At 63.1% G+C, this 24,152-nt stretch carries 24 protein-coding genes; 18 read left to right on the top strand and 6 right to left on the bottom strand.

Annotation, left to right across the window (positions count from 1 at the left end; all coding sequences use genetic code 11):
• Positions 1 to 14 precede the first annotated feature (14 nt).
• From M2400_RS26415 to M2400_RS26380, 8 genes are all read left to right on the top strand, one after another.
• The gene (locus M2400_RS26415; RefSeq protein ID WP_259198107.1) at positions 15 to 446 is read left to right on the top strand and encodes a DUF2268 domain-containing protein; all 432 of its coding nucleotides are present in this window, start codon (positions 15 to 17) and stop codon (positions 444 to 446) included.
• A 266-nt stretch (positions 447 to 712) separates the two neighbouring features.
• Positions 713 to 1,717 carry a LacI family DNA-binding transcriptional regulator gene (locus tag M2400_RS26410; RefSeq protein ID WP_177121441.1) on the top strand — a complete coding sequence of 335 codons (1,005 nt, stop codon included), beginning with the start codon at positions 713 to 715 and terminating at the stop codon, positions 1,715 to 1,717.
• Positions 1,717 to 2,721, top strand: a complete 1,005-nt coding sequence (locus M2400_RS26405; RefSeq protein ID WP_259198104.1) for an ABC transporter substrate-binding protein — start codon at positions 1,717 to 1,719, stop codon at positions 2,719 to 2,721. The genes M2400_RS26410 and M2400_RS26405 overlap by 1 nt, the downstream gene beginning before the upstream one ends.
• Entirely contained in the window at positions 2,722 to 3,543 is an 822-nt protein-coding gene (locus M2400_RS26400) for an iron ABC transporter permease (protein WP_177047621.1), read from the top strand. It abuts the gene before it with no gap.
• Positions 3,540 to 4,334, top strand: coding sequence for an ABC transporter permease (locus M2400_RS26395; protein WP_177047623.1), 795 nt, complete (start codon positions 3,540 to 3,542; stop codon positions 4,332 to 4,334). The genes M2400_RS26400 and M2400_RS26395 overlap by 4 nt, the downstream gene beginning before the upstream one ends.
• Positions 4,331 to 5,362, top strand: a complete 1,032-nt coding sequence (locus M2400_RS26390) for an ABC transporter ATP-binding protein (RefSeq protein WP_259198097.1) — start codon at positions 4,331 to 4,333, stop codon at positions 5,360 to 5,362. The genes M2400_RS26395 and M2400_RS26390 overlap by 4 nt, the downstream gene beginning before the upstream one ends.
• A 16-nt stretch (positions 5,363 to 5,378) precedes the next feature.
• The gene (locus M2400_RS26385) at positions 5,379 to 6,212 is read left to right on the top strand and encodes a phosphodiesterase (protein WP_259198095.1); all 834 of its coding nucleotides are present in this window, start codon (positions 5,379 to 5,381) and stop codon (positions 6,210 to 6,212) included.
• A gap of 144 nt (positions 6,213 to 6,356) precedes the next feature.
• Positions 6,357 to 7,202, top strand: a complete 846-nt coding sequence (locus M2400_RS26380) for a LysR family transcriptional regulator (RefSeq protein ID WP_256348191.1) — start codon at positions 6,357 to 6,359, stop codon at positions 7,200 to 7,202.
• Position 7,203: 1 nt separating this feature from the next.
• Here M2400_RS26380 and M2400_RS26375 read toward each other — a convergent pair whose 3' ends face one another.
• Positions 7,204 to 7,329, bottom strand: coding sequence for a hypothetical protein (locus tag M2400_RS26375; RefSeq protein WP_256348192.1), 126 nt, complete (start codon positions 7,327 to 7,329; stop codon positions 7,204 to 7,206).
• 316 nt (positions 7,330 to 7,645) lie between these two features.
• On the opposite strand from M2400_RS26375, the gene metE reads away from it, so the two are divergent.
• The 4 genes from metE (at position 7,646) to M2400_RS26355 (ending at position 14,152) form a co-directional block, all read left to right on the top strand.
• A complete protein-coding gene (gene metE, locus M2400_RS26370; protein ID WP_259198089.1) occupies positions 7,646 to 9,934 on the top strand; it encodes a 5-methyltetrahydropteroyltriglutamate--homocysteine S-methyltransferase in 2,289 nt (762 codons plus the stop codon).
• Positions 9,935 to 10,180: 246 nt separating this feature from the next.
• On the top strand, positions 10,181 to 10,678 hold the full coding sequence (locus M2400_RS26365; RefSeq protein ID WP_177047632.1) for a sigma-70 family RNA polymerase sigma factor: 498 nt from the start codon (positions 10,181 to 10,183) through the stop codon (positions 10,676 to 10,678).
• Positions 10,675 to 11,622, top strand: a complete 948-nt coding sequence (locus tag M2400_RS26360) for a FecR domain-containing protein (RefSeq protein ID WP_259198086.1) — start codon at positions 10,675 to 10,677, stop codon at positions 11,620 to 11,622. The genes M2400_RS26365 and M2400_RS26360 overlap by 4 nt, the downstream gene beginning before the upstream one ends.
• 88 nt (positions 11,623 to 11,710) lie before the next feature.
• Positions 11,711 to 14,152 carry a TonB-dependent receptor gene (locus M2400_RS26355; protein ID WP_259198085.1) on the top strand — a complete coding sequence of 814 codons (2,442 nt, stop codon included), beginning with the start codon at positions 11,711 to 11,713 and terminating at the stop codon, positions 14,150 to 14,152.
• Between the two features lie 227 nt (positions 14,153 to 14,379).
• Here the strand turns inward: M2400_RS26355 and M2400_RS26350 are convergent, their stop codons facing one another.
• Positions 14,380 to 15,438, bottom strand: a complete 1,059-nt coding sequence (locus M2400_RS26350) for a HoxN/HupN/NixA family nickel/cobalt transporter (RefSeq protein ID WP_259198084.1) — start codon at positions 15,436 to 15,438, stop codon at positions 14,380 to 14,382.
• Positions 15,439 to 15,541: 103 nt separating this feature from the next.
• Between M2400_RS26350 and M2400_RS26345 the strand changes: the two genes are divergently transcribed.
• The gene (locus M2400_RS26345; protein WP_259198081.1) at positions 15,542 to 16,090 is read left to right on the top strand and encodes a DUF924 family protein; all 549 of its coding nucleotides are present in this window, start codon (positions 15,542 to 15,544) and stop codon (positions 16,088 to 16,090) included.
• Here the strand turns inward: M2400_RS26345 and M2400_RS26340 are convergent.
• Complete coding sequence (locus M2400_RS26340; RefSeq protein WP_259198079.1) at positions 16,087 to 17,517, bottom strand: lipase family protein; 1,431 nt, start codon at positions 17,515 to 17,517, stop codon at positions 16,087 to 16,089. The two genes, M2400_RS26345 and M2400_RS26340, sit on opposite strands and share 4 nt — an antisense overlap.
• A 171-nt stretch (positions 17,518 to 17,688) precedes the next feature.
• On the opposite strand from M2400_RS26340, the gene yfcF reads away from it, so the two are divergent.
• The gene (yfcF, locus tag M2400_RS26335) at positions 17,689 to 18,321 is read left to right on the top strand and encodes a glutathione transferase (RefSeq protein WP_259198077.1); all 633 of its coding nucleotides are present in this window, start codon (positions 17,689 to 17,691) and stop codon (positions 18,319 to 18,321) included.
• 33 nt (positions 18,322 to 18,354) lie between these two features.
• Positions 18,355 to 19,086: a GntR family transcriptional regulator gene (locus M2400_RS26330; protein ID WP_177076568.1), complete on the top strand. Its 732-nt coding sequence runs from the start codon at positions 18,355 to 18,357 to the stop codon at positions 19,084 to 19,086.
• Between the two features lie 15 nt (positions 19,087 to 19,101).
• Here the strand turns inward: M2400_RS26330 and M2400_RS26325 are convergent, their stop codons facing one another.
• The gene (locus tag M2400_RS26325; protein WP_177047649.1) at positions 19,102 to 19,365 is read right to left on the bottom strand and encodes a hypothetical protein; all 264 of its coding nucleotides are present in this window, start codon (positions 19,363 to 19,365) and stop codon (positions 19,102 to 19,104) included.
• A gap of 143 nt (positions 19,366 to 19,508) precedes the next feature.
• Here M2400_RS26325 and M2400_RS26320 point away from each other — a divergent pair, with 143 nt between their 5' ends.
• Both M2400_RS26320 and M2400_RS26315 read left to right on the top strand, forming a co-directional pair.
• Entirely contained in the window at positions 19,509 to 20,153 is a 645-nt protein-coding gene (locus M2400_RS26320; protein ID WP_177047651.1) for an ATPase, read from the top strand.
• Positions 20,154 to 20,182: 29 nt separating this feature from the next.
• Positions 20,183 to 20,524, top strand: coding sequence for a hypothetical protein (locus tag M2400_RS26315; protein ID WP_259198072.1), 342 nt, complete (start codon positions 20,183 to 20,185; stop codon positions 20,522 to 20,524).
• 108 nt (positions 20,525 to 20,632) lie between these two features.
• Here the strand turns inward: M2400_RS26315 and M2400_RS26310 are convergent, their stop codons facing one another.
• Positions 20,633 to 21,382: a creatininase family protein gene (locus M2400_RS26310; protein ID WP_259198070.1), complete on the bottom strand. Its 750-nt coding sequence runs from the start codon at positions 21,380 to 21,382 to the stop codon at positions 20,633 to 20,635.
• Between the two features lie 86 nt (positions 21,383 to 21,468).
• Positions 21,469 to 22,182 carry a murein L,D-transpeptidase catalytic domain family protein gene (locus M2400_RS26305; RefSeq protein ID WP_177047658.1) on the bottom strand — a complete coding sequence of 238 codons (714 nt, stop codon included), beginning with the start codon at positions 22,180 to 22,182 and terminating at the stop codon, positions 21,469 to 21,471.
• A gap of 37 nt (positions 22,183 to 22,219) precedes the next feature.
• On the opposite strand from M2400_RS26305, the gene M2400_RS26300 reads away from it, so the two are divergent.
• Positions 22,220 to 23,785 (top strand): murein L,D-transpeptidase, encoded by a 1,566-nt coding sequence (locus M2400_RS26300; protein ID WP_259198069.1) that lies wholly within the window; start codon positions 22,220 to 22,222, stop codon positions 23,783 to 23,785.
• Positions 23,786 to 24,152: the final 367 nt, after the last annotated feature.

The raw sequence follows: 24,152 nt of genomic DNA, 5'->3' as shown, positions 1-24,152 counted from the left end.
CGCATGGACACTATTTGCTCGCCAGTTTTCGCAGCGGCTCCCTGCGTCGGCATGTGGTGCATGAAGTGCATCATTGCCTGCGCATGGCGGGCCCGGGTTATGGCTGGACGCTGGGAGAGGCCATGGTCAGCGAAGGGCTGGCCGGACAGTTTGTGCGGCGGGTGCTGGGCAGTGAGCCGGAGCTGTGGGAGAGGGCGCTTGCACCCGAGGAGCTGCTGAGTTCGCCGGTAGAGCTCCAGCTTCTGGAGGCCACGTATTACGACCACAGCGAATGGTTCTTCGGCACAGGGACGCGGCCGAGGTGGCTGGGGTACACGTTGGGTTATCAGATGGTGGACGCCTGGTTGGCGAAGCAGGGCGAGGTGGACGCCGCCACGTGGGTAAACGTGCCTGCGCAAGACATACTCGCCAACGCGACCCAGGAAGGGCTCGTAACCCGACCGTGAAACACAACACCATCAAGCAACACTGATCCCCTGTGGGAGCTGTCGAGCTTCAGCGAGGCTGCGATGGCGGCGGCACATTCAATAGAAGTGTCGCCTGACCCACCGCTATCGCAGCCTCGCTAAAGCTCGACAGCTCCTACATGAGATGTTCAGCGAACTCCAAAACCCCGCCCACGCTGACATCAAACCGTCATCTCCCCATCGCCTGACTGCCACATTCCCCCGTTACTGTCCTCGCCAATGAGATCGATCTCAAGCGAGTGACAATGACTGATTTGAAAGACGTAGCCCGGTTGGCCGGCGTATCCCGCGCCACCGCCGCCCGGACCTTTGCTTCCCCCGAGCAGGTACGCCCGGCCACCCGCGAGCAGGTCTTCGCCGCCGCCCGCGAGCTGGGCTTTCGGCCCAACCTGCTGGGCCGCCAACTGCGGCTGCAAACCACCAACCTGATCGGCGTGGTGGTGCCCAACCTGCTTAACCCGGTGTTCGCCGAGCAGTTCCAGGCCATGGAGCGCGCGGCACGCCTGCGTGGCTATAACCTGTTGCTGGCGACCACCGACTACAGCGCCGAGCGCGAAAGCAGCGTGGTGGAAGAGCTGCTGCGCCAGCGCGTTGACGGCCTGGTGCTGACCGTCACCGACGCCGAAAGCAACAGCGTGCTCCACAGCCTGGCCACGGAAGAAACGCCGTTCGTGCTGGCCTACCACCAACCCGACAACCCCAACTACAGCGCCGTCTCGGTGGACAACCGCGCCGGTATGGCCCTCGCTACCCGTTATCTGCTGGAAGCGGGCCATCGCCGCATCGCCATGGTCGCCGGCCCTGCGTTGCAGTCCGACCGGGCGCGCCTGCGTTATGCCGGGTATTGCGATGCCATGGGCGAGTACGGCCTCGATAGCCAACCGGTGATCGAAATGCCGGCCCACACCCAAGCCGAGTTCGCTGCCGTCGAGTCCTTTCTGCAAGGCCCGCAGGCACCCACGGCGCTGGTCTGCTCCAACGATTTTCTCGCCATCAGCCTGATCGCCGAACTGCGCCGCCACGCCTGGAATGTGCCTGAGCAACTTTCGGTGATGGGGTTTGACGGCATTTCCCTGGGCACCCAGATGCACCCGACGTTGTGCAGCGTGGTGCAGCCCATCGCGCTTTTGGCCAGCACCGTGATCGACCAACTGCTGGCGCAGATCGCCGGCAACGCCCCGGTTTCCCATTGCCTGCCGTGCCATATCCGGCCGGGCGAAAGCACCCAACCCCATAAAGGAGACGCTTGATGAGCATGCTCAGTAAAACCCTGGCGGCATTGCTGCTGTGCGGCGCGGCCAGCCTGGCCCAGGCCGCCGACACTGCGATTTGCTACAACTGCCCGCCAGACTGGGCGGACTGGGGCACGCAACTCAAGGCCATCGCCGCGAGCACTGGCGTGCAGGTGCCGCTGGACAACAAGAACTCCGGCCAGTCCCTGGCGCAGTTGGTGGCCGAGAAAGCCGCGCCGGTGGCCGATGTCGTCTACTACGGCGTGACGTTCGGCCTGCAAGCGCAGAAGGCTGCGGTGGTGGAGGGCTATAAACCCAAAGGCTGGGAACAGATTCCCGCCGGCCTGAAAGACCCTGACGGCCAGTGGTTCGCGATTCACTCCGGCACCCTGGGCATCATGGTCAACGTCGACGCCCTGGGTGGCCTGCCGGTGCCGCAAAGCTGGGCCGACCTGCTCAAGCCTGAGTACAAAGGCATGGTCGGCTACCTCGACCCTTCCAGCGCCTTCGTCGGCTACGTCTCTGCGGTGGCGATCAACGGCGCCATGGGCGGCGACCTCGACAACTTCGCCCCGGCCATCGACTACTTCCAGAAGCTGTCGAAAAACGCCCCCATCGTGCCCAAGCAAACCGCCTACGCACGGGTGCTTTCCGGCGAGTTGCCGATCCTGGTGGACTACGACTTCAACGCCTACCGCGCCCGCTACAAGGACAACGCCAACGTGGCCTTCGTGATTCCCAAGGAAGGCAGCATCAGCGTGCCGTACGTGATGAGCCTGGTGGCGAACGCGCCGCATCGTGCCAATGGTGAAAAGGTCCTGGATTTCGTGCTGTCCGATCAAGGCCAGGCACTCTGGGCCAAGGCCTACCTGCGCCCGGTGCGGCCGGTGAAGATGCCGGCGGACGTCGCCGCGCAGTTTCTGCCGGACAGCGACTATGCCCGGGCCGGCGTGGTGGATTACCAGAAAATGGCCGCTGTGCAGGAAGCCTTCGCCGCGCGCTACCTGAGTGAGGTCAAGTAAGTGAAGGCACTTTTGCGGCCAAATCCCGCCTGGGCGCTGGCCCCGGCGTTTGCGGTGCTGCTCGCCTTCTGGCTGTTGCCGTTGGCGCACCTGCTGGTGCTGGGGGGCGAAAGCCGTGACAGCAACGGCAGCGGTTACTGGCAGGTCCTGAGCAGCGCGCAATACCTGGGCAGCCTGGCGCAAACCTGCGTGCTCGCGGTGCTGGTGACGTTGGCGGCGCTGCTGGTGGGCGGCATCGCCGGTGTGTTTCTCGCCCGCCAGCAATTCTTCGGGCGTTCGGCGCTGGTGGCGCTGCTGACGTTTCCCTTGGCGTTTCCCGGTGTGGTGGTGGGCTTCCTGGTGATCCTGCTGGCGGGCCGCCAGGGCTTGTTTGCCGCCCTGGGATTGCAGTTGGCCGGCGAGCGCTGGATCTTTGCCTATTCCCTGGCGGGGCTGTTTGTCGGCTACCTGTACTTCTCGATTCCACGGGTGATCCTCACGGTGATGGCGGCGTGTGAAAGCCTCGACCGCAGCCTGGAGGAAGCCGCCCATTCACTGGGTGCCGGGCATTGGCGGGTGGTGTGCGATGTGATCGTGCCGGGCCTGGCGCCGGCGTTGGCCTCGTGCGGGGCGATCTGTTTTGCCACGTCCATGGGCGCCTTCGGCACCGCGTTCACCCTGGGCACGCGGCTGAACGTGACGCCCGTCGCCATCTATAACGTGTTCACCAACTACGCCAATTTTGCCGTGGCGGCCGCGCTCTCGGTGGTGCTCGGTGCGGTGACCTGGGCCGTGCTGTTGCTCACGCGGCGCCTGGTGAAAAACGCGGGGACGGTCCTGTGAAGCGCTCATCGCTGTTTGTCATCCAGCTGCTGTTTACCTTGCTGGTCTGCGCCTTCATGTTGGTGCCGGTATTGATGTCATTGCTGGCGGGGCTGACGCGCAATTTCTTCGTCGGCCTGTCCAGCGGCCTGACCTTCGACTGGTTGATCCAGGTGTGGCAGGCCTACTCACCGACGGTCTGGCTCTCGCTGCAACTGGCCCTGGCCTGCGCGGTGTGCGTCTGCGTGATCGGCGTGCCGGCGGCATACGCCCTGGTGCGCATGAACAACCGCTTCAGCCGCGCCTTCGAGGAATTGATGGTGCTGCCGGTGGCCATGCCCGGCCTGGCCAGTGCCCTGGCGTTGTTGCTGACCTACGGCCAGTTCGGCGGGTTTCGCAGCAGTTGGCTGTTCATCCTGGTGGGGCATGTGTTGTTCACCTTGCCGTTCCTGGTGCGCCCGGTGATGGCGGTGATGCAACGCCAGCAACTGCCGGTGCTGGAAGAGGCGGCGGCCAGTCTGGGTGCGGGGCCGATCAAGCGCTTTTTCAGCGTGGTGGTGCCCAACTGCCGGGCCGGGATCCTCGCGGGCGTGCTGATGGTCGTCACCTTGAGCCTGGGTGAGTTCAACCTGACCTGGATGCTCCATACGCCGATGACCAAGACCTTGCCTGTGGGCCTCGCCGACAGCTACGCCTCGGCGCGCCTGGAAATCGCCAGCGCCTACACCCTTATCTTTTTGCTGATGATCGTGCCGCTGCTGATTGCGTTGCAGGCCATCAGCGCTCGTCTGTCCCGTGGAGAGCGTCGATGACCGCTATCACCATTCGCCTGAAGGGTTGCCGCAAGGCATTCGCCGACGGCACCGTTGCCGTGCAGAACCTTGACCTGACCATCGAGGGCGGCGAAACCCTGGCCATTCTCGGCCCCTCCGGTTGCGGCAAGACCACCACGTTGCGCTTGATCGCCGGCCTTGAACGTCCCGATGTGGGCCAGGTTTTTTTTGGTGACACCGACGTCACCCGCCTGCCCATCGAGCGGCGTGACGTGGGCATGGTGTTCCAGAACTATGCGTTGTTTCCCAACCTGGATGTGGCCGGCAACATCGTCTATGGCTTGAAGATTCGCGGTATCGCGCCGGCGCAGCGCAACAAGCGCTGTGACGAACTGCTGGAGCTGGTGGGCCTGCAGAATCATGGCAAGCGCAGCATCCATGAACTGTCCGGCGGCCAGCGCCAGCGTGTGGCACTGGCCCGCGCGTTGGCGCCTCGCCCCAAAGTGCTGTTGCTGGACGAACCGCTGGCCGCCCTCGACGCACAGTTGCGTGAGCGCCTGCGCAGCGAGCTGGATCAGCTGTTGCGCGGCCTGGGCATCACCTCGGTGTTCGTCACCCACGACCAGGGCGAAGCCATGGCCCTGGGGGATCGTATCCTGGTGATGGAGCAGGGGCGTATCGCGCAACTGGCCAGCCCGCGGGAGATCTACCAGCAGCCGGCCAATGCGTTTGTTGCAGGCTTCGTGGGCAACCTGAATGCCTTTTCGGTGATCGATCGCACCGCCCATGGCCTGACGGTGTGCGGCGGCGAACTGCCGTGGCACGAACCCCATCTGCCGACCACCGTGTACTGCCGCCCCGAACACCTGCGGGTGATGGAGAGCGAAGGGCACCTGCACGGGCGCCTGCTGGCGCAGTTTTTCCAGGGCGCGCAAAGCCGTCTGCTGGTGGACGTCGGCGGCCCGCAACCGCTGCTGGTGGACAGCAACGACAACCAGCTTCACGCGGTCGGCGCGCCGATTGTCCTGGCCATCGCCCCACACAAGCTGTTCACCCTGCATGCCTGAATTCAGAGAGCCTATTTTGAAGCGTCCGTTTCTTGTTGCGCAGATCAGCGATCTGCACCTTAAAGCCGGCCAGCGCCTGACTTATGGGGTGGTCGACACCCTTGGTGCGTTGCGCCGCGCGGTCGACCATTTGAATGCCAGCTATCCACGACCGGATATCGTGGTGATCAGCGGCGACCTGGTGGACTTCGGTCGCGCCGATGAATACGCCGTGCTGCACCCCGAGCTGGCCCGCTTGCAGATGCCTTGCTACCTGGTGCCGGGCAATCACGACCACCGCCAGCATTTGCTGGATGCCTTCAGCGATCATGCTTACTTGCCCCATGGCACCGAGGGACCGCTGGACTGGGTGGTGGATGACTACCCGGTGCGTTTGATCGGCCTGGACTCGACGATTCCCGACGCCCATGGCGGCCAGTTACTCGACAGCCAGTTGCAGTGGCTTGACGAGCAACTGGCGCTGCGCCCGAACGTGCCGACCCTGCTGATCTTGCATCACCCGCCGTTTATCAGCGGCATCGGCCATATGGACCGAGAGCCGTTCCGTAATGCTGCCGCGCTGGAAAAGGTCATCGCCCGTCACCCCCAGGTGGAACGCCTGCTGTGCGGGCATTTGCACCGGCCGATGCAACGCCGTTTCGGCGGCAGTGTGAGCTGTGTATGCCCGGGCACGTCCCATCAAATCGTGCTGGATTTGCAGGAGGCCGCACCGGCGCATTTCAACCTGGAGCCGGCGGGTTATCTCTTGCATCGCTGGGATGAACAGCAAGGGCTGGTGAGCCACAACGGCGTGTTCGGGGACTACCCGGGGCCGTATCCGTTTTATGACGCGGATGGGCTGATTGACTGAAGTCTGTTAACGCTTCTGGGCACTTAATGGTTTGGCATGAAGTGCCATTGGCATCAGACGGCGTGGTCACTGATCATGCAGTGGTTTGGGCAGCAGGCGCGGCATGCTAACGTCACCGCTTAACTTTCCAGCGTCAGCCCACCCATGAAAATGCCCGATATCGACGCCATCCAGGCGTTCGTCCTGGTCGCCGAACTCCAGAGCTTCACCCGCGCCGCCGATGCTATCGGCGGCACTCAGGCGGCCATCAGCCTTAAGATAAAACGCCTCGAAGAAAACCTCGGCCGCAAGCTGCTGGAGCGTACGCCGCGGCGAGTCACGCTGTCGGCCCACGGCCAGATGTTCCTGGCCAGCGCCCGACGTTTGCTCGACAACTACCAGGATGCAATGAACTGCTTTGGCCCGCAGAAGCGCACCTTGCGCGTGGGCGTCAGCCATCACATTGTCGGCGCCGATCTCAGCCTGTGGCTGCGACGGTTGGCCACCACCGACCCGGACGTCATCGTCGCGTTCAGCCTCGGCACCTCGCGGGACATGCTGATGAACTACGAGCAGGGCAAGCTGGATGTGGCGATGATCCTGCGCCATGACAACCGTCGCCAGGACGGCGAAGTGGTGGGCGTTGAACGCTTCGGCTGGATGGCTTCACGCGACTTCGAGTTGCGCCAGGGCGGGGCGTTGCCCCTGGCCATCCAGCCGGAGCCTTGCGGCATGCGCAGCATGGTGATGGCGGCGCTGGCCCAGCAGAACCGTGCCTGGGAAGAGGCGTTTGTGGGCAGCGGCATCCTGGCGATCGGCGCGGCGGTGGTGGCGGGGATTGGCATTGGTGCGATGGTGGGGCGGATGGCGCCGAGTGGCTGCGTCGACGTGGAGCAGCGCTTCGACCTGCCGCCGCTGCCCAGTCGCGAAGTGGTGCTGTACACCGCGCAGCGGGACGCTCAGGCGCACGCGCTGATCCGTACCTTGAGCGCCGACATTCCGGCCGACTGACCTAGAAAATCAGGCGCCCGGCCCAGGCCATCAACAGGGCCAGGCTACCGATGCCGAGGATGGCCACGCCCAACGCGGCGAAGTGAACGAGCAGGGTGGTAACAGGCGCAGGCTGATGAGGTTCCATGTGAGGGCTTCCTTGGAGGTTCGGGAAGCAAAAGTATGGGGAGCGTGCGGTAGGTGAAACAGACGCTGCCGGCTATTTCAGTGATAAGCAAAACAGGCGTGATGTAGCGCGAAGCAAAGGCATACGCGGTCGATAGCACTCTGTCAGTTGATAGAAGTGCAGCTGACCCACCGCAATCGCAGGCAAGCCAGCTCCCACACCTGATTGCGCTGGCATCATGAATAGAACTTGTGATCATCTGGAATAGAATGAGTTTGTCTCACTATCGTTCGATCCCGACAATAGCTCCCATACACACACATTGGAGCTTTATGTCATGGCTGTTGCCCATTCCCTTGGATTCCCGCGCATTGGTCGCGATCGTGAACTGAAAAAAGCGCAGGAAGCGTTTTGGAAGGGCGAACTCGACGAAGCCGGCCTGCGCGCCGTAGGCCGCGAACTGCGCAAGACCCACTGGGAGCTGCAAAAAAATGCCGGCATCGAGCTGTTGCCCGCCGGTGATTTTGCCTGGTACGACCAGGTGCTGACTCACTCGCTGATGTTCGGTGTGATCCCTGAGCGTTTCCGCCCGGCCGACGGCAAAGCCACCCTGCACACGCTGTTCGGCATGGCCCGTGGCGTCAGCGACAACTGCTGCGGCGGTGCCCACGCCCAGGAAATGACCAAGTGGTTCGATACCAACTACCACTACCTGGTGCCTGAATTCAGCGCCGACCAGCAATTCCACCTGGGTTGGGATCAGTTGTTCGAAGAGGTCAAGGAAGCCCGCGACCTCGGCCACACCGTCAAGCCGGTGGTCATCGGCCCGCTGACGTACCTGTGGCTGGGCAAGGCCAAGGGTGGCGAATTTGACAAGCTCGACCTGCTGGACCGCCTGCTGCCGCTGTACGGTCAGATCTTCCAGCGCCTGGCGGACCTGGGCGTGGAGTGGGTGCAGATCGACGAGCCGATCCTGGTGCTGGACTTGCCGCAGGATTGGAAGAACGCGTTTGAGCGTGCCTACAACCTGATCCAGCGTGACCCGCTGAAGAAGCTGGTGGCCACCTACTTTGGCGGCCTTGAAGAGAATCTTGGCCTGGCTGCCAACCTGCCAGTCGACGGCCTGCACATCGACCTGGTGCGTGCACCGGATCAATACCCGACCATCCTCGATCGCCTGCCGGCTTATAAGGTGCTGTCCCTGGGCGTGGTCAATGGCCGTAACGTGTGGCGCTGCGACCTGGAAAAGGCCCTGGCTACCTTGCAGCACGCTCATGAGCGCTTGGGTGATCGCCTGTGGGTCGCGCCGTCCAGCTCGTTGCTCCACAGCCCGGTGGACCTGGGCCGTGAAGACAAGCTGGATGCCGAGCTGAAAAGCTGGCTGGCGTTTGCCGTGCAGAAGTGTGAAGAAGTGGCCGTGCTGGCCCAGGCCGTGAATCAACCTGAAGCGCCAAACGTGGTCGCCGCCTTGGCCGAAAGCCGCGCCGTGCAGGCTGCACGGGCCGCTTCCCCGCGTATCCACAAGCCTGCTGTGCAAGCCCGCGTTGCCGCTATTACCGCCAAGGACAGCCAGCGTCACTCGCTGTTTGCCCAGCGTATCGAGAAACAACGGGCCGGCCTGAACCTGCCGCTGTTCCCGACCACCACCATCGGTTCGTTCCCGCAAACCGCCTCGATCCGCCTGGCACGCCAGTCGTACAAGGCCGGCAAGCTGAGCGAAGCCGAATACGTCGAAGCCATGCACAGCGAGATTCGCCACGCGGTAGAGGTGCAGGAAAACCTTGGCCTGGATGTGCTGGTACACGGTGAGGCCGAGCGCAACGACATGGTCGAATACTTCGCCGAACAGCTGGACGGTTATGTATTTACCCGCTTCGGCTGGGTACAGAGCTATGGTTCGCGCTGCGTGAAACCGGCGGTGATTTTCGGTGACCTGAGCCGCCCGAAAGCCATGACCGTGGAGTGGATCCGCTATGCCCAAGGCCTGACCAACAAGGTGATGAAAGGCATGCTGACCGGCCCGGTGACCATGCTGATGTGGTCGTTCCCCCGTGAAGACGTGAGCCGTGAAGAGCAGGCCCGGCAACTGGCATTGGCGATTCGTGACGAAGTGGTGGACCTGGAAGCCGCCGGGATCAAGATCGTGCAGATCGACGAAGCCGCGTTCCGTGAAGGCTTGCCGTTGCGCCAGGCGCAGTGGAAGGAGTACCTGGACTGGGCCACCGAAGTCTTCCGCCTGTGCGCCTCCGGCGTGCGTGACGAAACCCAGATCCATACCCACATGTGCTACAGCGAGTTCAACGACGTGATCGAGTCCATCGCGGCCATGGATGCTGACGTGATCACCATCGAAACCTCGCGCTCGGACATGGAATTGCTGGAGGCGTTCGAAGCCTTCGCTTACCCGAACGACATTGGCCCTGGGGTGTACGACATCCACTCGCCACGGGTACCGGATGCGTCGGAAATGGCCAACCTGCTGCGCAAGGCGGCCAAGCGCATCCCGGCCGAGCGGCTGTGGGTGAACCCGGATTGCGGTTTGAAAACCCGCGGCTGGCCGGAGACGGAAGCGGCGCTGATTCACATGGTGACGGCGGCGCGTCAACTGCGGGCTGAACTGGCGTAATCCAAGCGCCCGGATAACACGCCGGGCGAAGCTCAAAAATGTAGGAGCTGGCTTGCCTGCGATGGCGGCGGCCCAGCTTGCATCGTTGGTGACTGATACACCGCCATCGCAGGCAAGCCAGCTCCCACAGGAATCTTCAGCGCTGAAAAAACTGTGAAATTGCCAGCACCCTCGATGCAGATTAGAATGCGATCAATTCTTAATTACGCTTGAGCCTCACCGCTCCGGCGCGCCCCGGTGATCGGCATGTCGTCTCCCCTCAATCTGCATATCCAGGACCTGTACTGCGAACACCATGGATGGTTGCACCGTTGGCTGGACCGCAAGCTGGGCAACGCCAGCGATGCGGCCGACCTGGCCCACGACACCTTCATGCGCCTGCTCACCCGACAAACCACCAGCAACCTGGGCGCCGAGCCACGAGCGTTGCTCACCCATATCGCCAAGGGCCTGATGATCGACAGCTGGCGCCGCCAGGAGGTGGAGCGCGCCTACCTGGAAACCATCGCCCATCTGCCCGAGCAGCACGTACCCTCGCCGGAAACCCGCTGGCTGATTCTCGAAGCGCTGTACCGCATTGAAGCGATGCTGCGGGACCTGCCGGAGAAGACCCGCCAGGCATTCCTGATGTCGCAGATCGACGGCCTGACGTATCAGCAGATCGCCGATGCCCTGGGCGTGTCGCTGGTTTCGGTCAAACGCTACATGCGCGATGCCTTCCTGGCCTGCCTGAGCGTGGCATGAGCCAGCCGATTGATCCGCTGATCCTCGGGGAAGCCGCCGACTGGATGGTGCAGCTGCAGTCCGGCAGTGCCACCGATGAAGACCGTCGCGCCATTGCCCAGTGGCAGGGCCGCAGTGTCCAGCACGCCCAGGCCTGGCAGCGGGCGCAGGCGATTCTCGGGGACTTCAACACGGTGCCGGCGGCGATTGCCGGCGATACCCTCAAGCGCATCGGCCGCAAGAAACCCCTCGGCCGACGCCAGGCCCTCGGGCTGTTGCTGGCGGCGGGCCCGGCGACCTGGCTGGCGTATCGGCAATTGCCGTGGCAGCAATGGACGGCCGACCAGCACACCGCCATTGGCGAACAAAAGAACCTTACTTTGCCCGACGGCACGCGTGTGCTGATCAACACCGGCAGCTCGCTGAATATCGCGTTCTCCGATCAGGTACGGCGCATTGAGCTGCTCAAGGGCGAAGTGCTGATCACCACCGCCAAGGATGCGGCCCATCGTGCCTTTATCGTCCAGACCCGCCACGGTACCGCCCGGGCCTTGGGCACGCGTTTCAGCGTGCGGGTAGGTGAGCAGGCAAGCCGAGTGGCCGTGACCGAAGGCGCGGTGGAGTTGCTGCCGGAGCATGCGACCCAAGGCGTGATCGTCAAGGCGGGCGAGCAGGGCGCCTTCGGTGCGGACCGTGTGGCCGCCGTGGAACCGCTGGATGTCAGCGCCCTGACCTGGGAGAGCGGCATGCTGCTGGCCCAGCACATGCGCCTGGCGGACCTGCTGGATGAGTTGGGGCGTTATCGCGCCGGTGTGTTGCGCTGCCACGACTCGGTGGCCAACCTCACCGTGTCGGGCGCGTTTTCCCTGCGCGATACCGACGCCAGCCTGCACCTGTTGCAGGAAACCCTGCCGGTCAAGGTCAGCAGCCTCACCGGGTATTGGGTGACGGTCGAACCTCGCTGAAATTTTTCAACGTTCGCTGATACCTTTTTCGTGGTCGTTCGGTGTAGGGGAGAACCCTCAACATTGCTCCGCGCCGACAGGAATGCCCATGACCGCCAGACCGCTCCCGTACTGCCCCCGCCCCTTGAAGGCATTGAGCCTGGCAGTCGCCCTCGCAGCCCTCGCGCCACTGCAAAACGCCCAGGCCGAAGAGGCAGCGCAAAGCACTGCGGCGCGCAGCTATAACATCGCGCCGGGGCCGCTGGGAAATGTGCTGGCGCAGTTTGCAGCGTTGTCCGGGGTGCCGTTGTCGTTCGATTCCACCTTGCTCAACGATCAACAAAGCCCTGGGTTGCAAGGCAGCTATAGCGCGCAATCCGGCTTCGCCCAGTTGCTGCAGGGCAGCGGATACACCCTGCAAGGCACCGGCACCCATGGCTACACCGTGGTGCCCCAGGCCAGTGGCGACGCGTTGGAGTTGGGCGCCACCACCATCAGCGGCGAGGCGAGCGGGGCGCAGGCGGACACCTATGCCGGTGGCCAGGTGGCGCGGTCGGCGCGCCTTGGCGTGCTGGGCAATCGGTCCATCAACGACGTGCCATTCAGCGTGGTCAGCTACACCTCGAAAACCATCGCCGACCAACAGGCGCGGACCGTGGGCGATGTGTTGCTCAACGACGCGTCGGTGCGCCAATCGTCCGGGTTCGGCAACTTTTCCCAGGTGTTCACCATTCGCGGCTTGCCCCTGAGCACCGACGACATCGCATTCAACGGCCTGTACGGCGTGCTGCCCCGACAGATCATCACCACCGAAGCCCTGGAGCGGGTGGAACTGTTCAAGGGCCCCAATGCGTTCGTCAACGGCGTGTCGCCCTCGGGCAGCGGGATTGGCGGCAGTGTGAACCTGGTGCCCAAGCGCGCCGAAGACACGCCCACCCGCAGCGTCACCCTCGACTACGCCAGCGACAGCCAGACCGGCGGCCACATCGACCTCGGCCAACGCTTTGGTGAAGACAACCGCTTCGGCGCGCGGGTCAACCTGGCACGGCACGGTGGCGAAACTGCGGTGGATGACGAAAACAAAAGTTCGCAGTTGATTGCCGTCGCCCTGGATTATCGCGGCGATCGGTTGCGGGTCTCCACCGATTTTGGCTACCAGAAAGAGCGCATCAATAACGGCCGCTCGGTGGTTTACCTCACCGGCACCAAAGTGCCCAGGCCGCCATCGGCCAAGGACAACTACGCCCAGGACTGGAGCTGGTCGCAGCTGGAAGACACCTACGGCATGGTCAACGCCGAATATGACTTGAACGATAACTGGACGGCCTACGCCGCGGGCGGTGCCAAGCACACCCGGGAGAACGGTCAGTATTCGTCGCTGTATGTCGGCAACGATGGCAGCGCCAAGGTGGGCTTCCTGTATTCGCCCCACGACGAAGACAACAAAAGCGCGATGGCCGGCCTGAACGGGCACTTCGCGACGGGGCCGGTGACCCATCAGATGAACTTCGGGTTGTCGGGGATCTGGGGCGAGCAGCGTTCGTCTTATGAAGCGATCCTGCAGGCCAACCGCCAACCCGGCAACCTGTACAACCCTACGCAAACACCGCGGCCGACCAACACCTATTTCGGCAGTGATATCCACGACCCGCGGGTTGTCGGCAAGAACCGGATCAAGAGTGCGGCGGTGTCCGACACCCTGGGCTTCATTGATGACCGGGTGCTGTTGACGCTGGGGGTACGGCGCCAGACCATCGAGGTGGACAGCTGGAACACCGCCACCGGTGTGCGGGGCACGCCGTACTCGGAGTCCATCACCACGCCGGTCTATGGCCTGGTGATCAAGCCGTGGGAGCACGTGTCGCTCTACGCCAACCGCATCGAAGGCCTGGCCCAGGGCCCGACGGCGCCGCTCACTAACGTCACCAACCCGGGCGAAGTCTTCCCGCCCAAGCGCAGCAAGCAGACGGAAGCCGGGGTCAAGCTGGACTGGGAAAACTATGGCGCCACCCTGGGCGTTTACCGCATCGAACAGCCGAACAACGCCACTACGCGCTTCCCGGGGCAGAGCCAGGACACCTTCACCGTCGACGGCGAACAGATCAACAAAGGCGTAGAGCTCAATGTGTTCGGCGAGCCCCTCGACGGCCTGCGCCTGCTGGCTGGCGCCACCTGGATGGACACCGAACAGAAGAGCACCTCCAACGGCGCCACCGACGGCAACCGCGCCGCCGGAGTGCCGCGCTTCCAGTACAACGTCGGTGCGGATTGGGATGTGCCAGGCATTCAAGGCGCGGCGGTCAGCGCACGGATGCTGCGCACTGGTGGTGAATACGTCAACGCTGCCAACAGCCTGAGCATCCCGGCCTGGACCCGTGTCGACCTGGGGGCGCGGTATGGCTTCAAGGCAGACGACAAGTACATCACCTTGCGCGCCAATGTGGAGAACGTGGCGAACAAGGCGTATTGGTCGTCGGCCTCGACCGCCAATAACTACCTGACCCAGGGTGAGCCACGGACGGTGAAGTTATCGGCGACGGTGGATTTCTAAGCTGCCAAAAATCTATGAAGACCCTGTGACCAGGGAGCTTGTTATGGCCAGGAAGCTTGCTGTGGCGAGGGAGCTTGCTGTGGCGAGGGAGCTTGCTCCCGCTGGGCTGCGAAGCAGCCCCAAAAAAGGCCCCAGCGTTCTTTCAGGTGGATCGCAATTACCTTGTTGGGGCCGCTTCGCGACCCAGCGGGAGCAAGCTCCCTCGCCACAACAACAGCGCCAAAAGGTCAACCCGCCTTCACTTCAATCCGGTCAAACCCCTTGAGGCGATACAGCATCACCGATATCGCCCAACTGGCCACGAAGATCCCGATGATCATGTAGCCCAACACCCCGAAACTGTCGTTCAACGCGCCGATAAAGCCCCAGAACGACCCCTTCAGATCCAACTGGTCACCAATCAACCCCAGCGCTTCAATGCTGCCGATCACCACCGCAACCACCACCGACACCAGGGTGATGGTCATGTTGTAGTAGATCTTGCGGATCGGCTTCATGTACGCCCAGCCATACGCCCCCAGCATCAGATGCCCGTCGAGGGTATCCACCAGTGACATGCCGGCGCTGAACAGCAGCGGGAACACCATGATTGACCACGGCGACAGCCCTTGAGAGGCCTGTGTTGCAGAGATGCCCAGCAGCCCGATCTCGGTGGCCGTGTCAAAGCCCAGCCCGAACAGGAACCCCAACGGGTACATGTGCCAGCTGCGGCTGACCAGGCGAAACACCGGGCGGAACATCCGCGCCATAAAACCCCGGTTCGCCAGCAACAGGTCGAAGTCATCCTCCACATACGCGCCGCCCTGGCGCACATGGCGCCAGGCCTTGTAGATGGCGTGCAGGATCACCAGGTTCATCAAGGCGATCACCAGCAGGAACGAGGCCGAGACCGACGTGCCGATCACCCCGCCAATGGCCTTGAACCCTTCAAACCGCTCCTGCATCGCCGATGCCGCAAACGCGACGCCAATGGACGCCAGCACCACCACCGAAGAATGGCCCAGGGAGAAAAAGAACCCGACCGTCACCGGGCGTTTCTTCTCCTGCATCAGCTTGCGGGTGACGTTGTCGATGGCGGCGATATGGTCGGCGTCCACCGCATGCCGCAGCCCGAAACCGTAGGCCAGCAACGCGGTGCCGAGCAGCACCGGATGTTCATGAAACGCCACCAGCGCCCAGAGCCAGGCCACCACGTTAATGCCGATCAACACCCCGTAGATGCCAAACAGCTTGGCGCGGACCTGGGGGTTGGAGTCACTGAAAATCTGGGCAAGGCGTAGGATCATCAACGGGACCTTTGTACAGTGGAAACATTCAGACATATTCCGGAACTTTAAAGGTTTTGTTTAAGGCGATGATGAAATCTGTGGGCTTATCGAGGAGAGGGCAGTGACGACTATCGAGAATGGAGCGCTGGCAGTTATTGAGTTCTGGAAGCAGGCAGGGCCCAAGCGTTGGTTTGCCAAGGATGAAGCGTTTGACCGGCGCTTTCGCGAGGCTTTTCACACGGCGCACTTCCAGGCCGCCCGGCGCGAGCTGGAGAACTGGATGCAATCACCGGAAGGCGCGCTGGCGCTGCTGTTGCTGCTGGATCAGTTCCCGCGCAATACCTTCCGCGGCACGGCGCATATGTTCGCCACCGACCCACTGGCGCGCCTGTATGCGCGGCAGATGGTCGAGGCGGGGATGGATCAGTTGATTGAAACCCCGTTGCGGGCGTTTTGTTATTTGCCGTTCGCGCATTCTGAAGACCCCGAGGATCAGCAGTTGTCGGTCGCGCTGAACAAGGACCTCGATGCCAATACCTATCACTGGGCTAAAGAGCACGCTCGCATCATCGAGCGGTTCGGGCGCTTTCCCCATCGTAATGAGGTGTTGGCCAGGGTCACGACAGAAGAGGAGCGGGCGTTTCTGGAGGGCGGTGGTTTTTCGGGCTAGACCTCTGGTTCGGCGACTGTGTCCCGGACACCCACCTGACGAAAACGCCGCACACCCTTGAGGTCAATCGCCCAGCGCAGCGCTTGCGTCGCCGACGGGCGTTCGCCGTGGGTGATCGCGGTTTCATCGGTGGTCAATTGGCTGAGGTAACCCTGCTTGCCGCCGCGTTCGCTCCAGTAGTGGGTGTGGCTGAGCCAGGACCTGGCCAGCCAGCCTTTCCATTTGCCCACGGTCACCGGCAGGTCCAGCACGCCGGCGCCCATCACCGGGCTTACCGGCCCGCCGACGATATCGCCAAACAGGCCCATTGGCGCAGGGAAGTAGAGGTTGGTCCAGCGGGTCACGGCGAAGGCCGCTGCGTGGTGCAGGTACAACGGTGAGAAGGGGCGCTGGCCCACGGTGATGGACAGCCGGCCGCTGTAGCCGTAGCCCTTTTCGTCGAGGGTCGGCGGGCACGCGGGCGCCTCGCGGCGTTCGATGCGCCGCTGGAAGTCGCTCACGCTGCGGCCCAGCAGCAGGCTGGCGTGGGCCATGGGGCTGCCGACGGTGACGAGGTCGGTGATGCGCCACGGGTTGCCGAGGTTGCGCTGTTCGATAAAGGCTTCGGCCTGCTGCTCGCGGAATCGGAGCAGGCTTTGCAGGCGGCCGTCGAGGGCCCTTCCGGCCTTGGGCAACGTGTCCTGGACCACCGGTTGCAGGCGCTCGTGGTTGGCGTAGCGGGCGGCGAGTTCCGGGCTGTTGGGGTGCAACTGGTCGTGATGTTCGTGCCACAGGTAGCCGACGATATCGTAGGCAATCACGCTGCCCAGGCTGTGGCCGACGACGATGATGCGGTCGTAGTCGCCCTTGTCGTGCAGGGCCCGCAGCAGGTCGACGCCATCGGCGCGGATCTGTTCGCGCACCGCCACGTTCTGCGGGTTGGGGCTCAGGTAGCGGGCGGCATCGCCGAGGTAGGAGAGTGCCGAATACTTCAATGCCAGGCCGATCACGGCCAGCAGCACCGGGACCAGGGCAAACGGGTTGTCGCTGTGGGGGAAACGTCCATACAGGGTGGCCAGGGTGCCGCTGACCAGCAGCACCAGCAGGGCCAGCACGGTCCAGCGGGTGGCGCGCCAGATCGGCACGATGGCGGTGGGGATATCCCGGCGCGGGCGCTTGAAAATGTCCCATAGCCAACTCAGCAGGTGGCCGACCTTGGTGCCCTGCATCTTGTGCGCCCAGTAGTATTCGTAGAAATCGGTGGTGTTGCGGCCGGCCGACTTCAACACGCGCAAATCGAAATTGCGCGAAAAACGGTCGGGTTTGCTCCAGTAGAACGGCGTGGCCTCGGGGGTGTCCGCCGGGATCATCGCTTCCACGAAGCCGCGCAGGGTGTCCATCGGGCGCTGCTCGCCGATGCCGTGGATGACGACTACCGCTTGTTTCATCGTTTGATCGTTCCTTGATCTGGTTTTGGGGCACCTCAGGTGGGGTGGCTAGGCGCCATAGTATTGCCATTATCGGTGGTATTCCAGCCAGGAATGCCCCCATAAAAACCGCGCATTTCATTTGCGCCGCGCGATCTCGTAGTGTGGTGCTCCCACCAAGGAGATGTCGCCGTGAACCATCGCCCGCTGAGCCTGTACGTTGACGCCCACTTCACCAGTCCCTACGCGATGTCGGCGTTTGTGACCCTGCGGGAAAAAGGCCTGGAGTTCGAGTTGCTCACCCTCAACCTCGACACGGGCGAGAACCAGTCCGAGGCGTTCGGCCAGTTGTCGTTGACCGGGCGCGTACCGACCCTGGTGCAGGGAGAGTTTGCGTTGTCCGAGTCTTCGGCGATTACCGAGTACCTGGAGGATGTGTTCCCGCAGGTGCCGGTGTACCCGGCAGAGCCTTGCCAGCGGGCGAGGGCGCGCCAGGTGCAGGCGTGGCTGCGCAGCGACTTGATGCCGATCCGGCAGGAGCGCTCGACCCTGGTGGTGTTTTACGGGCTTAAAGGCGAACCGCTGTCGCCGGCAGCGCAAGCGGCAGCCCACAAGCTGATCAACGCGGCACAGGCGTTGTTGGCCGATGGCCGCGACTACCTGTTCGGCGAGTGGTCGATCGCCGACGTGGACCTGGCCGTGATGCTCAACCGGCTGATCCTCAACGGTGACAGCGTGCCCGCCGGCCTGGTGGCGTACGCCGAGCGCCAGTGGCAACGGCCTTCGGTCCAGGAATGGGTCAAGCAGGCACGACCGTCGCTGTAGTCATCTTCTCCATTACAAAGTGAATCCTGGTCCATGAATATACTGTCGAGTGACTCCCGCCTGCCGCTGTACCAACGCTTTCGGGATCATCTGATTGAGCAGATTGCCAATAATCACTGGCGCGCCGGTGCGGCGATCCCTCCTGAGGCGGTGCTGTCGACGCAATACCAGCTGTCGACCGGCACCGTGCGCAAGGCGATCGAGGCGTTGGTGGGCGAGGGCATCCTGGAGCGTCAGCAAGGCCGGGGCACGTTTGTGCGCCGCCCTAAGTTCCAGTCATCGTTGTTCCGGTGTTTCCGCTTCCAGGGTCCGGGCGGTGAATGCCAGTTGCCACAAAGCCGGATCCTGTCGGTCAAGCCGGTGGCGGCGCCGTTGTCGGTGAGCGAGGTGCTGGGCCTCGGGCCGGATGCGCCGGTGATTTGTATCGTGCGGGTGCATGTGCTGGACACGGGGCCGGTGCTGGCCGAGGAAATCTGGCTGCCGCGCGCGCGGTTCCAGGCGCTGTTGGACGTCGACCTGACGCGGCAGGGGTTGTTGCTGTACCCGACCTACGAAGAGGTCTGCGGGCAGGTTGTGGCGTCTGCCGAGGAAGCCCTTACCGCCGAATCCATCGATGACGTGTGGGCGCGTTGGCTGCAGGTGCCGGTGGGCAGCCCGGTGATGGTGATCGAACGGCTGGCCCGGGATTACGCCGGCCAACCCCTGGAGCTGCGGCGCGGCCGTGGCCATGCCGAACACTTCCGTTACCGCGTGGATATTCGCTGAGCCGCTGGCGTGGCGCTATTCGGCTTGCTGCAACACCAGCCACGCCTGCACCACCCGGCGGTCGAGGTCTTCCCAGTCGGCCATGCCCAGCACCCGGGTGGTGTTCAAACCGCGCAAGTAGCCGCGCAGTTGCTGGGCGATGGCGTAGAGCACTTGCGGCTCGGCGGCGGTGTCCAGCAGCACTTCCTCATAATCGACCAGGTAATCGGCAACCCGGTCGCGAAATTCCGGCAGCACGGCTTCACGGATGCGGTCGAAGGTTTTCTGATGGCGGTTCATAGGCATTCCTTATCGTTTTGTATGGGGCGGCCTGCACAACACTATTGCTCCAGATAATAGTCACCATCAAGCATTGCGAGTTCTGTTTTTCTGGAAAAGGAGGACAATTGCCCTCATCGGAAATGATGTGCAAGGACCCTGCGATGCGGACTTTTACTGGATTGGCCCTGGTGGCGCTGCTGATGAGCGGGATTGGCGTGGCAGTACCGGCTTTGGCCTCGGGCCTGCAAACCAGCCATTTGTTGCCGATCGCCGCCAGCCCGGTGAGTTTGCAACACTCGCAATCGGTCGGCGTGCTCTACAGCGACAACACCCTCGACAACCTGCAGTACCTGGCGCGCTACCACGACATGGCGGCCAATGGTGCCAAGGGCCAGTTGGACGAGCAGATACGCCAGGCCTTCGTCGACAGCTCCGACCCGGACCTGGCGATTGACTGGCTGATGACGTCCCTGCGGCACACCTTTGCCTCGGTCACCCGCTACGACAACCTCGATGCGCTCTTGCAGGCGCACCCGGACGTGGTGGTGATGCTCGACACCTACAACCAGTTGCTGACCCAGCGTAATGACCTGGTGGAGGCGCGGTTTGTGGCGAAGTTCTACGACCTGGACCTGCAATACATCGCCAAAGCCGAAGGTTCGATGCAAATGCACTTGCCTTCTGTATGGGTCCATGACAAAACGGCGCCCCAGATCGCTGCACAGATTGGGCAGCAGCGCGACGTTCAGTTGAATGCGTTGAAACAGTTCGATGCCTCGCTCAAGGCGTTGGTCGCCGCCGGTTAGCCCACTTCTTATATTTTTCAGGATTTTTTATGCGCGTGTTGTTAGTGCCTGCGATGGCTTTTGCTTCTGTTTTGATGACGGGCTGTGCGTCCGCCCCCAACGCTCCATCCCTCACCCTGCAAACCGCCAAGGACCCCGAAGCCTATGTGCAGTGTGTGGTGCCCAAGTTCGAGAAAGACGGCATGAGCTCCACGATCACGCAGAACTCGCGCCATGCCCGGATCGTGGTGAGCAGCAAGATCGCCGCGGACAACATTCTTGAGGTCTACAAGGCTCAGGACGGCGGCAAGGTGTTCCTGTATGAGCGCAAGCCGGTAGCGTCGCCGTTCAAGCCGTCGCGTTTCGAGCATGCGGCGCGGGATTGCCTGTAAATCCATGACCCTGTAGGAGCTGGCTTGCCAGCGATAGCATCGCCTCGGTGTATCTGATGCACCGAGGTGTCTGCATCGCTGGCAAGCCAGCTCCTACACTCGAATGAATCAGCTCGGTTTTGGCTCGCTGCTGAACGTCTCCACCGCCTTCACCAAGCCCTTGGCCGCCAACGCCACCAACTCACCGCCTTTTTGCGGGGTGGCCAGCGCCGGGTCTGAACCCATGCGGCCATCGGGGAAACGTGCGCGGAAGTCGCGGGCTTCGCGGATCGGCCCGGTGTTGGCGATTTGCGGTGAGTAGTCTGCCGACTTGATCGCGTCCGGATAAGCCCATTGGGTCACCGCGATCTCCGACGGCGTGGCATGGCTGCCGTGGCCCACCGGGAATTGCTGGTGCGCCAGTTCGTTCACGCCTTCCAGGTCCCACCAGTTGCACAGCTTCAGCGCATAACCCGCCGGGCGCCCGGCAAAACTCGCCTCGGCGTACAGCTCGGAGAACGCCGCTTCAATCGAGGCGATGTTGCCGCCGTGGCCATTGAGGAACAGGATCTTTTCGAAACCATGGCCGGCCAGCGAGCGCACCCAGTCGCCAATCGCCGCGATAAAGGTCGACGGGCGCAGGGAGATGGTGCCGGGGAAGCCCAGGTGGTGTTGCGCCATGCCGATATTGAAGGTCGGGCCGATCAGGATGTCGGCATTTTTTTGCGCTTCATGGGCGATGATTTCCGGGCACATCCAGTCGGTGCCGAGCAGGCCGGTGGGGCCGTGTTGCTCGTTGGAACCGATGGGAATCACGATGCTGCGGCTGCGTTCCAGAAACTGACCAATCTCGATCCAGGTGGATTGATGTAAAAGCATCTCGGGGTCTCTCTCTCATCAAGCCCAGGAACACGGTGAAGTTCCTGGTGGCGTGAGCCGCATGGTGCACGCCAACGGCGAGACCATCAACCGCCTTTGACGGTGCCGGCGCTCGCCATCTGGCGCGGCTTGCAATTGAGGTACGCCGAGGACTTCAGCCAGCGCTGGTCGGGGTACCAGGAAAACATGAACTGGCCGTCCTTGAGTTTATCCACCACCTGGCGCGCCACTTGCGGGCGCACGGCCGGGCAACCCTGGCTGCGGCCGATGCGGCCTTCGCGCTTGCTCCACAGGGGGCTGACGTACTCGGCGGCATGAATCACGATGGCGCGGTCCCGCGCACGGTCATTGAAACCCGGCTCCAGGCCGTCCATGCGCAGTGAGTAGCCATGGGCGCCTTCATAGCTCTCCTGGGTGCGGAACAAACCAATGCTGGACTGGTAGCTGCCCTCGCGGTTGGAGAACTGGGTGGCGAAGTTTTCCCCGGACTTTTGCCCGTGGGCCACCAGGTCCCGCAGCACTAACGTCTTCTTGCGCAGGTCAAAGATCCACAGGCGACGGGCGGTCGAAGGTTGGGAGTAGTCGATCACGGCCAGTCGATCGGACTGTTCAAGGCCGTTTCCTACAGCGCACTGCATGGCCGTGAGGGCACTTTTAAGAACGGCGGGGTTGAGTTCTGGAGCGGCGTGGGCGAGGCTGCTATACAGAGTAAGAGGTTTACCCGTGTCTGCGAGCGCAACGGTGCTCAGCGAGGCAAAGGTCGAGATGATCAGGCCGAGTCGGCAGCAAAAGGTCAGCATGTATAGAGCATCTCCGCCGTGGATGGGAGCTAAGCGATTGTTCAAAAAACACGCATGTTACTTGAGCATTTGCCTGCTCGTTGCACCGCTGGTCGCGACAGCCGAAGACCTGTTGGTGGTGTCGCCGGCCCCGGTGCAATTGGCGCTCTCGCAATTGTCCAGCGTTTGTCCCGATCTGGGCGGGCAAGTCGATGCGCCTTCCCTGGCACGCTTGCAGGCTTTTTATCAGCAGCAGGGCGACGGGGTGCTCTGGTCCGAGGGGGATCGGCGCGCCGCGTTGCAAGCCCAACTGCTGATGCTGGCCGATGACGGCCTGGACCCGGGTCACTATAGACTGCCTGCGGTGGATGCCACGGCCAACGTGCTGTGCAGCGACATCGGCACCAGCCGGCAATACCTGCAAGCGCTGCAGGATCTGCATTTTGGCCGCTTGCAGCAGTCGCGCTTCGAGCCTGTGTGGCACTCGCAGCCACCGGCCCCGGACCCCGACACCCAAGTACTGGCCATGGCCGAAGCCGGTATGCAGAACATCGCCCAAGCCTTCGACCAGGCCCGCCCGAGTGCGCCGCTATACCTCAGCCTGCGCAGCGCCTATGCCGCCTTGCGCCAGCAACCGTTGCAGCATTGGGAGGCGGTAGCCAGCGGCCCGTTGTTGCGCCCGGGCATGGACGATGCGCGGGTGCCGCAACTGGCGCGGCGAATGGTCAATGGCGGCTACCTCACCGGTACATCGTCCGGCACCCAATACCGTGGCGAGCTGGTGAACGCGGTCAAGACCTTCCAGCAAAGCCATTCCCTGCAAGCCGACGGCGTGATCGGCCCCGGCACCGTCACCGAGCTGAACATCAGCCCGGCGATTCGCCGCGAACAACTGCGCATCAACCTTGAGCGGTTTCGCTGGCTGTCCCGGGACCTGGAGCCCGAAGGCGTGCTGGTGAACGTTGCGGCGGCGCAGTTGAGCTTCTACCAGGGCGGCGTGCCTGTGTGGCAAACCCGCCTGCAAGTCGGCCGTGCCGACCGCCAGACGCCGTTGCTCAAATCGCGCATTACCCGGCTGACCCTCAACCCCACCTGGACCATCCCGCCCACCATCATGCGCGAGGACAAGCTGCCGGCCATCCGCCTGAACCCCGAGTACCTGCGCCAGCAGAACCTGCAAGTGCTCGACAGCCAGGGCAACCTGCTGATGCCCGAACAGGTCGACTGGTCGCGCCCCGGCAACATCCTGCTGCGCCAGGGCGCCGGCCCGCGCAACCCGCTGGGCCGGATCGTGCTGCGCTTTCCCAATCCGTTTTCTGTGTACCTGCACGACACCCCGAGCCAGCCGCTGTTCTCCAAGGGCCCGCGAGCCTTCAGTTCGGGGTGTGTAAGGGTTGAGCAGCCGCTGCTGCTGCGGGATTTGCTGGTAAGCCCGGCGGAGAAGATCCGTACCGAAGAATTGCTGGCGACGGAAACGACCCACGAGTTCCGGCTGGCGACGCCAGTGCCGGTGCTGTTGGCATATTGGACGGTGCAGGTCGATGGCAAGGGCGCGTTGTTGTACGCACCGGATATCTACGGGCGGGATCCGGTGCTGATGAAGGCGATGGAAAGTACGCTTTAACTGCGTAATCCCTGTGGGAGCTGTCGAGCCTTGGCGAGGCTGCGATGGGATCACCGCGGTGTGCCCGGGAGACTGAGTCGCCAGCATCGCGGGCAAGCCCGGCTCCCACAGAGGAGGCATTGCACCTCACAGGGAATGCATTCCAAATTTGCGAGCGACACACCTCTAAAATGTGGGAGCTGTCGAGCCCTGGCGAGGCTGCGATGGGATCACCGCGGTGTGCCCGGGAGACTGAGTCGCCAGCATCGCGGGCAAGCCCGGCTCCCACAGATGTGGCATTGCACCTCACACGGAATGCATTCCAAATTTGGGCGCGACACACCTCTAATGTGGGAGCTGTCGAGCCTTGGCGAGGCTGCGATGGGAT

It is taken from the genome of Pseudomonas sp. BIGb0558, assembly GCF_024807515.1.
In the GTDB taxonomy this organism is placed as follows: domain Bacteria; phylum Pseudomonadota; class Gammaproteobacteria; order Pseudomonadales; family Pseudomonadaceae; genus Aquipseudomonas; species Aquipseudomonas yamanorum_A.
The sequence above is the reverse complement of the archived record's forward strand: the minus strand, read 5'-3'. Positions and strand labels throughout refer to the sequence as shown.